This is a genomic window from Kosakonia sp. LAM2021 (assembly GCF_016620385.1).
Taxonomy (GTDB): domain Bacteria; phylum Pseudomonadota; class Gammaproteobacteria; order Enterobacterales; family Enterobacteriaceae; genus Kosakonia; species Kosakonia sacchari.
The window spans coordinates 188170-203117 of record NZ_JAENHT010000001.1 but is presented as its reverse complement, the minus strand read 5'-3'; the positions used below and the strand labels follow the sequence as shown (position 1 = coordinate 203117).

Sequence of the window (14948 nt, the reverse complement as noted above, 5' to 3'; positions counted from 1 at the left end):
TATCAGAAGTCGTAACTCATTGAGACTTTTACGGTACGCGGATCGCCCTGGTAAATATAGGTGCCGTTGTCTTCAACGCTGGCCCAGTATTTCTCGTTGGTGACGTTATCCACGCCCACGCGCCAGACCATCTCGTTTTTCTCCGCATTCAGTTGCATACGGTAGCGCAGGCCAAGATCGAGGGTGGTGTAACTGTCGAGTTTGCGGGTATTGGCGGTGTTTACATATTGCGAGCCGGTATAGTTCACGCGTGCCGTGGCGGTCAGGCCATCGACCGGTTTGATGTCATACTCGGCCCCCATCACCCCGTAGAATTTCGCCACACCAATTGGTCGGTTACCCTGATTAATGCCATCTTTGGTTTTCGTTAGCTCCGCATCCAGCCAGGTCGCGCTGCCATTCAGGCGCAGACCGAGCACCGGCTCCCCAAACAGATTCAACTCCACGCCACGGTTACGCTGCTCACCGTCCAGCCCGTAAACATTGGTCGTGCTGTTAAGAATGCCGGTCGGCTTTTTGATTTCAAACAACGCCAGCGTACCGCCAATGCGGCCAAAGTCCGTTTTCACGCCAATTTCGTTCTGTTTAGAATGCGCAATCCCCACGCTTTGATAGCGGTTTTCCGCCGTCTTCGGCGCCACGCCGCCCGGTTGTAGCGCTTCGGTATGGTTGGCGTAGAAAGAGACAACATCCCACGGCTTATAGACCACACCGTACGTCGGCATCCAGCGATCCTGGGTATAACGCGCAGTGGTGGTTTCCGCACCGGTGGCATTGCTGTAGTTGCGCACCCACAGTTTCTGGTGACGCGCGCCCACGGTAAACAGCAGCCGGTCCTCGAATACACCGAGCGTGTCGCTCAGCGTATAACCCTGCGAGCGGTAGCGCGCGGTTGTCAGCGGGTCACTGTAGTTGCCGCTATGGGTTAAATTGTCCGGCAGCGGGATCGCAGAGGGATCATAAATGTTCACCACCGGCAGATTTTTTTGATCGGACTGAGTCCAGGCCACGCGGTCACGCTTGATGTTCGCCGAATAACCTACATTCACTTTATGGGAAACAAAACCGGTATCGAAGTTACCGCGCAACCCGGCCATGCCACTCCAGGAGTCGGAAATCCGCACCGTATCCATGCGGCTGAAAGTGGCGTCACCGTTTTTATTAAACAGTTTAGGCGCGCCATAGGTGCCGTCTTCATGAGCATGTTGGCCGCCAAACGCGCCGTAAGCTGTCCAGTCATCGGTGAGATCGTATTCGGCGCGCGCCAGGCCAAATTCGTTCTCAATATCACTGTGCGCCCAGCGCTGGCTGTAGTTTTTACGGGTATCCGGCAGCGTCGGAATAAAGTCGACGGCGCTGATATTGACGCCCATTTCGCCGCCGTGAACCGTTTTGTTCTGGTAACCGAGATCCAGCGACGTGCGCAAGCGCTCGCCACGATAATCGAGGCCAATTGACGCCGCCGTCGTGCGGCGATGATCGTCTTCTACCGCAGCATCCCCTTCGCGATGCAGCAAATTCATGCGTACGCCGAACTGGTTGTTATCACCGTAGCGACGCCCCACATCCAGCGAACCACCGACTTGTGAGCGAGTGGTGTAATCGACACCCACGCGGGTGAGCGGCGTATCCTCGGCATGTTTCGGTTCGAGGTTAATCATGCCGCCTACACCCGAACCCGCAGAACCGTTCATCAGCGCGTTCGAACCTTTAAAAATCTCCACGCGCTCCAGCATCTGGGTATCGACAATCTGGCGCGGCACAATGCCCGCCAGCCCGCCCATCAGCATGTCGTCGCCATCAAGCTGGAAGCCGCGAATACGGTACGTTTCGGCAAAGTTGCCGTAACCCTGGCCAACCTGCACGCCGGCATCGTTGCTAACGACATCGGCGATAGTCTTTGCCTGTTGATCCTGCACCAGCTTCGAGGTGTAACCGATGACGTTAAACGGCACATCCATCGCTTTTTGCTCGCCCAGCACGCCAAGGCGGCCGCCGTGCGCCACTTGTCCGTCCAGAAACGCGGGAACCAGTTCACTGCCGCCGGGCCTGAAATCACTGCCGGCAGCGGACTGCACAACAATGGTTTCTTCATGCGTGGGTTTTACGCTGGCGTCAGCCGTCGCTGCCTGTGCGTTATGCGCGACCGCGCCAATGACCAGCGCAAGCAAGGTCTTGCGCAAAGGTATCGAATGTTTTTTGCGGTTATTCATCATTATTAACTATTGAAATAAAAAGAAATGGCCCGTTTCCAGGCCAGCGTCATTACTTGTTCAGATCGATCCTGACGACACTATCCGGGCCGTTGGTGGAGTGATCTTTGTTAAACGCCTGTTTGACGGTGACAAACAGCGTCTGGCCATCGGCGGAAAGCAGCAGGCTGTTCGGATGCGGCGGCAGCTCCCAGCGCTGTTTTACGGCATAGCTGGTTGCATCAAGGCTCAGCACTTTGCCGGACTCACGCTGGGTAATATAGATTTCATGGCGTTTAGCGTTGAATTTCACCGCCAGCGCATCGCCCTCAAGCTGTTTCACGATTTTGCCGCTGTGAATATCCAGCACCAGCGTGGTTTTGGCTTTTGAATTATCGGTGACGAACAAGCGGCCGGTGGCCTCATCTTCAGCGATATTCAACAGCAGCGCCGGTTTGTCGCCCAACGGTTTCCAGCGTTGCTCGATACGGTTATTGCGCGGGTTGACCACCAGAATTTCGCCGCCACCATTCGCCACATACAAACGTTGCGTCTGCGCAGAGAAGTGCAGGCCGGTCACCCATTTGCCCGCGTTTTTGATACGCGCTTTGACCTTCAGGGTTTTCGCGTCGACCACCCACACCAGCGCCGGATCGGCAACGGCGCCGATATATAAATTGCCGTTATGCAGCACAATTTCACGCGCACCGTAGGGCAGGCCTTTTTCGTTGCGTTCCGGGAACAATGTGCGGGAAAGCACTTTGCCGTTGCTGGTGTCGATAGCGCTCACGCCGCCGTCCAGCGAATTGGTGACATACACGGTTTTGCCATCCGGAGAGAGAGCCATGCCAAAGTTTTTCAGGTCGGTGTGAGTCGCGCCGAGGGTTGTTAGCGTTTTCGGATCCAGTTTGTAAACCACCCCGCCCTGCACATCTTTAAAGCCTTCCGCGCTGGCAACATACAGCGCATCGCCCTGCGGGCTGAGCGCCATTTCATACAAGCCGCTGGTAAGAGAGCGTTTCACCACATTTTCAGGTAGCTGCGCCGCCGCAGGTTTTGCTGCTGGTGCTGCAGGCTGTGCACTGGTGATGTTATGTGCGCTGCAACCGGCAAGCGTCATCGCCGCCAGCAGAGCCAGCACGGAGGTGTTCATCTTCATGGGAGATCCTTTACCGTTAATGTCATCAAGGCAGACGAGCGCCCACGCCACGCATCATGTGCGCGATCGTTTGATGAGGGCAGATTCGGCCCGGCGCAGCTCGTCACGGCTTTTCAGTGTTCCCTGTCAGCCTTTACGCTCACTATTATTGCGGGGAAGATCCTTGCTGCGCCCACAAACACTAAAGAGAATGAGAACTATACGCATTCTTTACTTTCGAGCAAGAACTATCGTTTCACTTCGCTGTCGTGGGGATAAATTGAGCGGTAAAAAAAAGCGAAAAGCGCCGGATATGCAGACATCCGGCGTGAACAGTGGGGAAATTACAGACCGAGCGCTTTCTCAACGGCCGGTTGTGCAGGTTGACCGTCGCGCGTGGTAACACCCGCGAGCCACGTTTTTAACAGTTCCGGACGTTGTGCCAGCTCGGCTTTCGCCGCCGCGTTGACATCTTCTTGTTTATCCAGCACGCGGGTGATTACTGCGTTTTCAAGCGCGACATCAAACTTCAGCTGGCTATAAAAACGATTAAGGTTCGGGCAATCGGTGGCGAAATCTTTGCGTGTCACCGTGTTTACCGTCGCGCTACCATAATTCGCACCAAAGTAGCTGTCGCCGCCGCTCAGGTAGGCCAGCTTAAAGCGCGTGTTCATGGCGTGCGGCTCCCAGCCTAAAAAGACGATCCACTCTTTGCGTTCCACTGCGCGAGTCACTTGCGCCAGCATGCCGCTCTCGCTCGATTCCACTAGTTGCCAGTTTTGCAGGCCGAAATCATGTTTATCGAGCATCTTTTTCAGGTTTTGGTTGGCCGGCGCGCCCGGCGCAATCCCATAAATCTTATGGTGAAATTTATCGGCGTACTTTTGCAGGTCGGCGAAATCTTTCACTCCGGCTGCGGCAACATAATCCGGCACCGCCAGCGTAAAACGCGCTGCAGGCAGGTTTGCGCCGATCACCTTAATTGCGCCGTCGGCGGTAAATTTACCGATCACCGGCTCCTGCGCAGGCATCCAGTTACCCAGAAAAACATCCACCTGGCCGGTTTTCAGCCCCTGAAAAGCCAGCGCCACAGAGAGATTCTGCACTTTTTGCTGGTAACCCAGCGCGTTAAGCACCACGCCAGAAAGCGCATTGGTTGAGGCAATATCCGTCCAACCCGGATCGGACTGGGTCACCGTCGCGCAGCGCTCAGCGTCGGCGGCGAAAACGTTCAGTGAAACGCTGCCAGCCAGCGCCAGCAGTAAAAGTTTGCTCACAGTGTGATTCATTGTTATTTCCCGGCCGGTTGTTTTAAAGGGTGCGGATAACGGGCAAAAGCTTCCTGTTCATCCAGCGTTTGGTGGTTACGAATGTAGCGCTGCGACGCATCCTGCTGCGGCTGGAAATCCCATTTTGGAATGGCATCGCGTCCGGCGATGCGGGTTAAAAAGAGCCGCCGCTTCTGGCTTGCCAGCACCTGCTCACGCAGCGCCGCCACATCCCAGTGCGCGTCCACTTCAGCGGCAAAAGCATCTGCCACCGTCTGGTATTCGTTGTGTGTCGCCAGGTTTTCGCGCTCATGGGGATCGCGTTGCAAGTGGAATAACTGCGGCGCTTCGCTAAAAGAGTGAATGTATTTCCACGGGCCACGGCGGATCATCAGCATCGGTCCCAGCGCGCCTTCGGCAAGGTATTCGCTATACGCCCCATCCGGGCCATTTTCGCCGCGCAAATGCGCCACCAGGCTGTTGCCATCGAGCGGGGCTATCGCCTGCGCTTTGCGGTCTTCTCCGCTTGCCAGTTCAACCAGCGTCGGTAGCAGATCCACCAGCGACACGCTTTGTGCGATACGCTTCGGCGTAAACCGCGCCGGGTTATGCACAATAAATGGGATACGCACCGCATTCTCGAAGAAAGTCATTTTGTACCACAGGCCGCGTTCACCTAACATTTCACCGTGATCGGCGATTACCAGCACCACGGTATTTTCCGCAAGCCCGGTGTCCTGCAAGGTTTTTACTACCTCGCCGAAACAATCATCCACATACGCCAGTGCACCATAATAGGCGTGACGCGCGCGGCGAATGTGGTCGTCGGTAAGCAGCCCTTCCTCCAGTTGATACATCGCTCGCAAGCGTGCCGAATGCGCGTCGTCTTCCACGTCTTCACGGCGTGTTTGCGGCAGATCGATATCCTCTTCGCGAAAACGATCGAGATAGCGACGCGGAATGGCGAACGGATCGTGCGGATGAGTCAGCGACAGCAGCAACATAAAAGGCTGTTCCGACGGCCGACGTGCGGCATCATATAAACGCTGGCGTGCGAGAAACAGCGCTTCGTCATCAAAATCAAGCTGGTTGGTACGCACACACTCCCCCGCTTCCAGCACCGAACTCATGTTGTGATACCAGTCAAGACGGCGCTCCGGGCGCTCCCAGTCCGGCGTCCAGCCGAAGTCTGCCGGGTAGATATCGGTGGTCAGGCGTTCGTCAAACCCGTGGAGCTGATCCGGACCGCAGAAATGCATCTTGCCGGAAAGCCAGGTACGGTAACCCTGCTCGCGCAGGTAGTGACAAAAGGTCGGTGAATCGGCATGAAACTCGGCGGCATTATCATAAACGGCGTTGCGTGAAATAAATTGCCCGGTCATCAATGCGGCGCGCGACGGCGCGCACAGCGGACTATTACAGTAGGCAGATTCAAATACCACCCCTTCGTTGGCTAATTTATCAATATTCGGTGTCAGACTAACCTTATTCCCATACGTTTTTAATGCGCTGGCCGTTAATTGGTCGGCCATAAGAATAACGATATTCGGTTTCTTTATAAGCATGCGACATCCAAAAATAAAATAGACGTAAAAAACATGATACGTTTATCTCACGCGTATATTCCCCTGTGAAGGGGTTATTTCTTTATCATGAAATAAGGTGGAATTATGGCAGATAAATTACAACTTCCGCCTTTACAGGCGCTGGTGGTATTTGAGGCGGCGGCAAGATTAGGTAATTTCACCGCCGCCGGAAATGAGCTGGGGCTTTCCCAGCCGGCGGTGAGCCAGCGCATTCAAATGCTGGAAAACCGGCTTGATGCCCCGTTATTTGAGCGGCGGCATCGCGGCGTACAGTTAACCGAGTCCGGCCATAGTCTGTACCTGATTGTACGCAGCAGCCTGAGCGACATCAGCGAGCAACTGGAGCGCACCCGGCGCAAGCGCAACGTGCTGCGCATCGACACCGATATGGGTTTTGCCAGCTACTGGCTGCTACCGCGAATGGAGCGTTTGCAGGCGCTGATCCCCGGCGTGGAAGTGCAGGTTACCACCTCGCCTAATGACTACAATTTTCGCGACAGCAATGCCGATCTGGCTATCTATTTTGGTCAGGGAAATTGGCCGGGAACGCAGACCCAGCGCCTGTTTCCGGAAATTGTGTTCCCGGTCTGCACCCCGGAAATAAAGCAAAAAATGGGGGAAAACATGCAGACGGAAGCGCTACTACGTTATCCGCTGTTAAAGCTGCCGGAAACCCGTCCGCAGCGCTGGATAAGCTGGGAGGACTGGTTCCGCTACCACCAGATTTTCGGCCAGAGCCATAGCGCCTCGCGTACGTTTAATGCTTACTCGCTGGTTATCCAGGCGGCGCTGGAAGGCCAGGGCATTGCCCTTGGCTGGCAGCCGTTAATTGCGCCATTTATTACTCATCAGCAGTTAGCGCAGTGCGGCCCGGCGGTGCGAACCGAGCGCGGTTATTATCTTATTTCTGCCAGCCATAAACCGATTTCCGCCCAGCAGGAAAAAGTCAAATCATGGTTATTAGATGAAGCCTGGGGCTTTCATGAAAACACAACGTCAATTGCCGTTTTTTAAATAAGCTCATGCAGAAAAAGCATATCAGCAAAGTTAAAATAAATACTCCGGTCAATTCTTTTACGTTAGTGTGAACGCGAAACCCCAAAATAAAGCAAACATTATGTCGCAACCTTTATTTGAGTTACGCGCAGTGGATAAAGACTATTATTCCACACGTCGAAAAAGTATTTTTTCACGCCGGGAAAAAAGCGTACCGGTAAAAGCCCTGCAAGATATTCATTTGCAGATTTTTGCCGGTGAGATTTTTGTCATTGTGGGCTTATCCGGCTCGGGCAAATCGACCCTGCTGCGCACCTTAAATCATCTCATCCCGGCCACTTCTGGCGACGTCACTTTTCAGGGACGTGCGCTGGCAACGTTGTCTGAGCATGAGCTGATTGCGCTGCGCCGCCAGCATATGAGTATGGTGTTTCAGTCTTTTGCGCTATTTGATGAGCGCACGGTACTGGAAAATGTCGCCTTCGGTCTTGAAGTTGCCGGTATTCCGCGTGAAGCGCGGGAAGCCAGGGCGCTGACCATGCTGGAGAAAGTGGGCCTTGCACAGGTTGCTGAGCAGTATCCGCACCAGCTTTCTGGCGGCATGCAGCAGCGCGTTGGGCTGGCGCGGGCGCTGGTGGTAGAACCGACGGTGCTATTAATGGATGAAGCGTTTTCCGCACTGGATCCGATTATCCGCCGCGAAATGCAAAGCCTGCTGCTGATGCTACAGACGGGCTCGCAACGCACCATCGTCTTTGTCACTCACGACATGGAAGAGGCGCTACGGCTGGGTTCGCGCATCGCGATAATGGAAAAAGGCAAACTGGTACAGGTAGGTAAACCCGAAGTGCTGATAAACGCCCCTGCTACACCTTATGTGCGCCACTTTTTCTCCGGGGTGGACGTTTCCCGCTGGCAACTGGCGGAAAACTACGCCGATATCTGGGGCACTCGTTAAGGAATACCATGGCTTACCCATTAGATTTTAGTAGGCAGATTGATGATGCTGTCCACGCGTTACTGGCAAATGCGGGCGGGCTTTTCGACGGCATCGCGAGCGTTATTGATCTGTTTGCCGGTGGTCTTGAACAGTTGATTAGCGCGCTCTCGCCGTGGGGGTTGGTGGTGCTGGCGGTCGGGCTTGGCGCGTGGCGCATCGGCAAAGGATTTGCGCTGTTCGCGCTACTGGCAACCCTGTACATCATCTATAGCGGCTACAGTGAACATGCTGCAATTACGCTGGCGCTGACACTCTCCTCCACCTTTTTTAGCCTGCTGCTCGGTATTCCGCTTGGGATCTGGAGCGCGCGGCGAGCAACGGTGGGCAGCATTGTGCGTACCCTGCTCGATTTTATGCAGACCATGCCTGCGTTTGTTTACCTGATCCCGGCCACCATTTTGTTTGGCCTTGGTCGCCCGCCGGGTATTTTCGCCACGATCCTGTTTTCGATGCCACCGGTAGTGCGCTTAACCGACTTAGGGATCCGCCAGGTCAACACTGCACGGCTGGAAGCGGGGATCGCCTTTGGTTGTACGCCGTGGCAACTGTTGTGGAAGGTGCAACTTCCGGCCGCGCAGCCGTCAATTATGGCGGGCATCAATCAGACCATCATGATGGCAATGTCGATGGTCATCATCGCCTCAATGGTCGGCGCTGGCGGGCTGGGCAACGATATTCTCAGCAGCATTCAACAACTGGAAATCGGGCTTGGGTTGCAAAGCGGTATTGTAGTGGTGCTGATGGCGATTTTGCTGGACCGATTATCCGCCAGCTTTGCCCGCCGCCCGGCTCATCAATAACCGCGTAATTTTGAACGTTGCCAGGCGCCGTCGACCAGCTCGGCGGCAGCCTGCACCTGGTCGCGAAATGGCGCGCCAAAGGTTTCCATCAGCGCGGCGTGTCGGGTGAGAAAACGCATCCCTTCGTCGTTGCCGGCAATGCTCTCCAGAAACCAGTCTGGCACATCTTTTTTCATGCACAGCTCGCACAGCGAGGCGGTGAATTGCGCACGCTGCGCGACATCATTTATCCAGGAAGGTTGCTGGTTATCCATCTCGCTGGCCACGGTCGCTTCCAGAGCGCGCTGCGAGCGGCGGTAATATTCGCGGATCTTCGCCGAACTCCACGCTTTGCCAAAGAACAACAGCAATATTGGCACTACACACCAGAAGAGGGTCATCGCTTACTCGTTGTCTGTTTTTTCGCGCAGAGGATAGTACTGACAAAACCTGACAAAAGCATTAGCCGGGATCACTGTTTTGCCCGGCGGCGCCGGGCAGGCGGGAAAAACGTGCGGCGCTTAACGCTGCATTCTCCAGCGTTTAACGGTCACTTTCTCAAGGCTGGCGAAGACCACGCCTTCCACCAGTAAACCAATGGCGATCACCGTTACCAGCCCGGCGAATACGCGGTCGGTGAACAGCTCGTTGCGGTTCTGGAAAATATACCAGCCCAGCCCGCCCTGTCCGCTGGACGCACCAAATACCAGCTCGGCGGCAATCAGTGTGCGCCAGGCAAAAGCCCAGCCAATTTTTAAACCGGAGAGGATCGCCGGAAGCGAGGCCGGGATGAGGATCGTCAGCACGTAACGTGGCCCGCTCAAGCCATAGTTGCGCCCCGCCATGCGCAATGTCTCCGGCACACCGCTAAAACCAGACCAGGTATTGAGCGCAATCGGCCACATCACCGAATGCACCAGCACAAAGATCAGGCTCGCATTCCCCAGACCAAACCACAGCAGCGCCAGCGGCAACAGCGCAATCGCCGGCAGCGGGTTGAGCATCGCCGTTAACGTGCTAAGCAGGTCACGGCCAAACTGTGTTGTCACCGCCAGCGCACTGGCGACCAGCGCCAGCAGGCTGCCAATCAAATAACCTTTCAGCAAAATACTCAGTGAGTTAATGATTTTTTCCGGCAGTTCGCCGTTACGCATATCTTCACTGAAAGCGTGCCAGGTTTGTAGCACGCCCGGCAGCATCAAGTCGTTATGCTGTACCCGCGCCGCCACTTCCCACAGCGCCAGTACCAGCAGCACAATCAGCGACTTGCGCAGCCACGCCTGATTCCACAAGCGCTGGCTTAGCGGTAACGGTATTTCAACCGGCACATTGCGCAGCGGCGGCAGTTCGCGTTCAAATTCAGGACGAATGTACGGTGGCTGCGACATAAGCCGGCTCCTTGTCAGATGAGGGGGATGCGCCAGCGCCACCAGCCGGAAACAGCAGATCATGGATATGCTGCGCCGCCTGCTGGAACGCTTCGCTACCGAATTCATTAAGCGTGAACTGATGGCAGTTCAGTTCTGCCCTGACCCGCCCGGGATGCGGCGAGAGCACCAGAATACGGCTGCCGACCACCAACGCTTCTTCAATTGAGTGGGTGACAAACAGCAGCGTAAAACGCTCCTCTTCCCATAACGCCAGCAACTCTTCTTGCATCGTGCGCCGTGTCAGCGCGTCGAGTGCAGCAAACGGTTCGTCCATCAGTAAAATGCGCGGCTTCATTGCCAGCGCCCGCGCAATCGCCACGCGCTGTTTCATGCCGCCGGAAAGCATATGCGGCATCACATCGGCAAAATCCGCCAGCCCGACTTTGCCCAGAAAATGCAGCGCCGCCTCTTTCGCCTGTGCGCGGTTCGCTTTGCGGCTCGCCAGGAGCGGGAACATGACGTTTTCCAGTACCGTTTTCCACGGCGGCAGTTGGTCGAACTCCTGAAACACCATCATCCGTTCAGGTCCAGGTGCGGTGATAACGTCGCCCTGCAAGACAATTTGCCCGCTGCGCGGCGCGAGAAAACCGCCCGCCGCTTTCAGCAGGCTCGATTTTCCACAACCAGATGGTCCGAGCAGAATAAAACGGTCGCCAGGCCAGACGTCGAAACTGACATCATGGGTCGCGCGCACCTGCCGCTCGCGGGTGCGGTACTCAATATCGACGTGGCTGACTTGTAATAGCGGCCCGTCATGCGGATGCATTGCCATCGTTGCCTCCTGAGGTTAGCTGCCCGGGTTTTCCCACGCTTCGCTGAAGAAGTACGCTTTCCACGAGTCGGCTTTGTTTTTCAGTACGCCCAGCTCATGCAGTTTTTCCGCATACACACCGGTGCGTTCCGGGGAGACGGTGAAGCTTATTTCCGGGTCATTGACGATTTTCTGCACCAGCGGTAATGGCAGACGAGATTTTTCCACACGAATATAGGTTTCGGCGGCGGCGTTCTTATCCGCATTAATGATTTTCGCGGCTTCGCTCAGCGCGCGATAAAAAGCTTTATAGGTTTTCGGGTTCTCGTCGTGGAATTTCTGCGTGGTATAAAGCACGTTAAACGTTGCCTGTCCGCCTAATACGTCATATGAACTCAAGATTTTATGCACGTTGCTGTGTTCGAGAGCCTGATACTGAAACGGCGGGCTGGAGAAATGGGTGGTAATTTCTGATCCTCCGGCAATTAACGCCGCGCTGGCGTCCGGGTGTGGCAGGCTAACACTGATATTATCGAAGCGTTTAAAATCTGCATCGCCATATAATTTAGCGGTTTCAATCTGTAATGTGCGGGACTGAAAACCGACACCAGCAGCCGGCACCGCAATGCGATCTTTATCGCTCAAATCTTTAATGCTTTTCACCTCCGGGTTATTACTGAGCAAATAATTTGGCATTGAACCGAGGGAAGCAATGGCCTTCACGTTCTGCTTACCTTTGGTGCGATCCCACAGCGTCAGCAGCGGCGGTACGCCTGCAGAAGCGACATCCAGCGCGCCGGAAAGCAGCGCTTCATTCATTCCCGTAGCGCCAGAGATAGTGCGCCAGTCAACGGTAATATCCAGCCCCTCTTTTTTACCCTCTTTTTCGATAAGTTGCTGGTCGCGTACAACATCAAGAATTAAATAACCAATACCAAATTGCTGCGCAATGCTGATTTTCCCTTCGGCAAATGCCGAATGCGCAATGCCGCTTAAGGTAAAAAGCGCCAGCGCTCCGGCGAGCGTTTTGTTTATTGTATTCATGCCTGTCCCCAGTTTTTTAATTTTTCAAACGAAAATGATTGGCTGGTGGGATAAGAAAATGGAAATGATTTAATCAGTAATGCTTAGTTAAAAAATCACAATGAGATGTTACTCATCGCTTTATTCATGCGGCAGGAAAAGATAGTTATTTTTAATGGTTAGGCACGTTCTGCATCGTCGTTATAGTCGAAAACTCCTCTTTATTATCCTTAGTGAGTTAAGGGATTATGCCGCTATTTTCACATCAGCAGTTACGCGCGCTGCTGCAACAACACCTGCTGCGGGTGAATACCGCGCCTGAAATTGCGCAGAAAGTTGCTGATAACCTGGTGGAAGCGTCGTTAAAAGGCCACGACTCGCACGGCGTGACACTGCTTCCTCGGTATATTCGCGCCATCCTGGCCGGCGATTTGAACGCCAATGCCAGCCTGCAAACGGTACGTGAAGAAGGCGCGATCCTCTCTTTTGACGGCAACCACGGTTTTGGTCAGTTGCTGGGCGAGCAAGCAATGGCGGCAGGCATCGCCCGCGCAGAACAGTCTGGCGTGGCGATTGTCGGCTTAGCCAATTCACACCACCTTGGCCGCATTGGCGCATGGGCGGAACAGGTCGCCGCTGCCGGGCTGGTGTCTATCCATTTTGCTAACGTTGCCGCGCCATCAGCAGTGCTACCGTTTAATGGGCTGCACGCCAGGCTCGGCACGAACCCGTTTTGCGTGGGCGTGCCGCTGCCGGGACGCCCGCCGGTGGTGCTGGATTTCGCGACCAGCGCGATTGCCGGGAATAAAGCCCGCATCGCGTGGAATGAAAGGCGATCCATCCCGGAAGGCTGCGCCGTGGATGCTCACGGGCAACCAACAACCGATCCGGGTGTATTAATGACGGAACCGCGCGGCGCATTGTTGCCGTTCGGTGGGCATAAAGGCGCAGGGTTATCGCTGATTTGCAGCCTGCTCGGCGCAGCGTTGACCGGCGGTGAAACGGAAAGCCACCAAATCCCGCCGCGCGCAGGGATCATCAATAATATGTTGTCGATTCTTTTCGACCCACAAAAGCTGGGGGCGGGTGAGCAATATCAGCACGCACTGCTGGCGCAGATCGACTATCTGCGCGAAGGGCAAGAAGAGCGGGATGTGCAAATCCCCGGCGAGCCGGAACGACGTGCGTACACCCGTCGCCAGCACGCAGGTATTTATATTGATGATGTGAGCTGGCGCGAATTTCTTGAACTCGAGGCATTAAATCAGTGAAGTCGCACAAAAGTTGGGGTTGACCGAAAAGATGATAAAGATTATCTTTCGCATTACCGAATAGTTGAGCAAATCACTCAAGTATTCGGTACGACATTGCTCACATTGCTTCCAGTATTATTTGCCCGCCTGACAAGTGCGGGCTTTTTTTTATCCCCTCTCCTCTCGCCGCCGCAGATATGACTGTGGTTTCGCTTAGGGAGCAATAATCTCCCGTTATTCATTGGCTTACTTAATTGAAATCAAACCGTCACAAACCCGCCTTAACCTAAGATTATTCTTATATCGGGATGCTGTTTGAATCATGGATATACCGCTCTCTTCGCGACAGCTTAATGCTGGTATCTTGCGCCTTGCCGTCCCGCACGTGACACCGGATGCCAATAATGTGCAGGTCATGTCACTGTTCAATGAACACAAATCATTGATTGGCCTGCCGGTACTGGAAAATAACCGTCCTATTGGCATGATTAACCGGCATATTTTTCTGTCGCAGATGAGCCGTCCGTTTTTTCATGAACTGTATGATCAGAAAAGCTGCATCGCGTTTATGGATAAAAACCCGCTGATTGTCGATGCCGATTCCGGTCTCGAATATCTGTCCGAGCGGGTGATCGAAACCGGCGACAAAGCCGTCACCGAAGGGTTTATCCTCACCCAGCAGGGGCAATACATCGGTATTGGCCTGGGCATTGACCTTATCCGCACGGTATCTGATTTACAGGCCAAACAGCATCTGCAAATTATGCAAAGTCTTGAATACGCGCGCATTATTCAGGAATCCATGCTGAGCCGATCGCGCAATACCATTGAAAAAACGCTGGATGACTGGTGCCTGCACTGGCACCCGCGCGACTGCGTTGGCGGCGATATCTATGCTTTTCAGCACGTGGAAAATGGCTGGTTGATGGTGCTGGCGGATTGCACCGGGCACGGCGTTCCCGGCGCGTTTATGACCTTTATTTTCTCCTCGGCGCTGGAAAAAGCGCTCAGCCTCGCCCCTGCGAACGCGCCGGAACAATTGCTCAGCCTGATCAACCAACATATCAAACAGACGCTCAGCCAGGTGCATCCTTCTGCCGATCGCAGCCAGTCCAACGATGGCTGTGACGCCCTTGTTCTGTTTGTCGACACGCAACATGAGCAGGTTAGTTGGGCGAGCGCGCGGATGCACGCTTTCGTGCTCAGCGCGGAAAAAGACAGCGCAGCAACGCTTGAAAGCTGCCGCAAAGGTGTCGGCTACACCGACACACCGGTGGATTACCAGTGGCAGCGCTACCAGGCTCCATTGTGCCGTGGCGACACATTCTTAATTGTTTCTGATGGCGCGACCGACCAGCCAGGCGGCCCGCGCAAGGTAATGTTTGGCAAAAAACGTATTCAGTCACTGTTAGCGCAAAACCGCACGCTGCCGATGCCTGCACTTTCCGACGCCCTGCTCGCGGCGCTGAAAGCCTGGCAGGGTCAGCAGGCGTCGCGCGATGACATGACGTGGTTTGGTTTTCGCTGGTGAA

Annotated in this window: 13 protein-coding genes; 5 read left to right on the top strand and 8 right to left on the bottom strand. The window is 54.7% G+C overall.

The annotated features are described in order from the left end of the window. Positions 1-2: 2 nt before the first annotated feature. From JKP81_RS00940 to betC, 4 genes are all read right to left on the bottom strand, one after another. Complete coding sequence (locus tag JKP81_RS00940; protein ID WP_200550255.1) at positions 3-2216, bottom strand: TonB-dependent siderophore receptor; 2214 nt, start codon at positions 2214-2216, stop codon at positions 3-5. 49 nt (positions 2217-2265) lie between these two features. Continuing rightward, a complete protein-coding gene (locus JKP81_RS00935) occupies positions 2266-3351 on the bottom strand; it encodes a YncE family protein (protein ID WP_200550254.1) in 1086 nt (361 codons plus the stop codon). Positions 3352-3674: 323 nt separating this feature from the next. Further along, positions 3675-4619, bottom strand: coding sequence for a choline ABC transporter substrate-binding protein (gene choX / locus JKP81_RS00930; RefSeq protein ID WP_234455452.1), 945 nt, complete (start codon positions 4617-4619; stop codon positions 3675-3677). 2 nt (positions 4620-4621) lie between these two features. Then, positions 4622-6163: a choline-sulfatase gene (betC, locus tag JKP81_RS00925; protein ID WP_200550253.1), complete on the bottom strand. Its 1542-nt coding sequence runs from the start codon at positions 6161-6163 to the stop codon at positions 4622-4624. A 105-nt stretch (positions 6164-6268) separates the two neighbouring features. Between betC and JKP81_RS00920 the strand changes: the two genes are divergently transcribed. The 3 genes from JKP81_RS00920 to JKP81_RS00910 all read left to right on the top strand — a co-directional run bounded on the left by JKP81_RS00920 (position 6269) and on the right by JKP81_RS00910 (position 8980). After that, positions 6269-7198 carry a LysR substrate-binding domain-containing protein gene (locus JKP81_RS00920; protein ID WP_200550252.1) on the top strand — a complete coding sequence of 310 codons (930 nt, stop codon included), beginning with the start codon at positions 6269-6271 and terminating at the stop codon, positions 7196-7198. A gap of 103 nt (positions 7199-7301) precedes the next feature. After that, positions 7302-8138, top strand: coding sequence for an ATP-binding cassette domain-containing protein (locus JKP81_RS00915; protein ID WP_200550251.1), 837 nt, complete (start codon positions 7302-7304; stop codon positions 8136-8138). 8 nt (positions 8139-8146) lie between these two features. Then, positions 8147-8980 carry a proline/glycine betaine ABC transporter permease gene (locus tag JKP81_RS00910; protein WP_200550250.1) on the top strand — a complete coding sequence of 278 codons (834 nt, stop codon included), beginning with the start codon at positions 8147-8149 and terminating at the stop codon, positions 8978-8980. On the opposite strand, the gene JKP81_RS00905 is transcribed toward JKP81_RS00910, so the two are convergent. The 4 genes from JKP81_RS00905 to JKP81_RS00890 all read right to left on the bottom strand — a co-directional run bounded on the left by JKP81_RS00905 (position 8974) and on the right by JKP81_RS00890 (position 12184). Continuing rightward, complete coding sequence (locus JKP81_RS00905) at positions 8974-9360, bottom strand: hypothetical protein (protein ID WP_200550249.1); 387 nt, start codon at positions 9358-9360, stop codon at positions 8974-8976. The genes JKP81_RS00910 and JKP81_RS00905 overlap by 7 nt on opposite strands. A gap of 120 nt (positions 9361-9480) precedes the next feature. After that, positions 9481-10347: an ABC transporter permease gene (locus JKP81_RS00900; protein WP_200550248.1), complete on the bottom strand. Its 867-nt coding sequence runs from the start codon at positions 10345-10347 to the stop codon at positions 9481-9483. Next, positions 10319-11161 (bottom strand): ABC transporter ATP-binding protein, encoded by an 843-nt coding sequence (locus tag JKP81_RS00895; RefSeq protein ID WP_200550247.1) that lies wholly within the window; start codon positions 11159-11161, stop codon positions 10319-10321. The genes JKP81_RS00900 and JKP81_RS00895 overlap by 29 nt, the downstream gene beginning before the upstream one ends. Positions 11162-11176: 15 nt before the next feature. Then, positions 11177-12184 (bottom strand): ABC transporter substrate-binding protein, encoded by a 1008-nt coding sequence (locus JKP81_RS00890; RefSeq protein ID WP_200550246.1) that lies wholly within the window; start codon positions 12182-12184, stop codon positions 11177-11179. Between the two features lie 227 nt (positions 12185-12411). Between JKP81_RS00890 and JKP81_RS00885 the strand changes: the two genes are divergently transcribed. Continuing rightward, positions 12412-13434, top strand: a complete 1023-nt coding sequence (locus tag JKP81_RS00885; RefSeq protein ID WP_200550245.1) for a malate/lactate/ureidoglycolate dehydrogenase — start codon at positions 12412-12414, stop codon at positions 13432-13434. A 304-nt stretch (positions 13435-13738) separates the two neighbouring features. Continuing rightward, a complete protein-coding gene (locus JKP81_RS00880) occupies positions 13739-14947 on the top strand; it encodes a SpoIIE family protein phosphatase (protein ID WP_200550244.1) in 1209 nt (402 codons plus the stop codon). Position 14948: the final 1 nt, after the last annotated feature.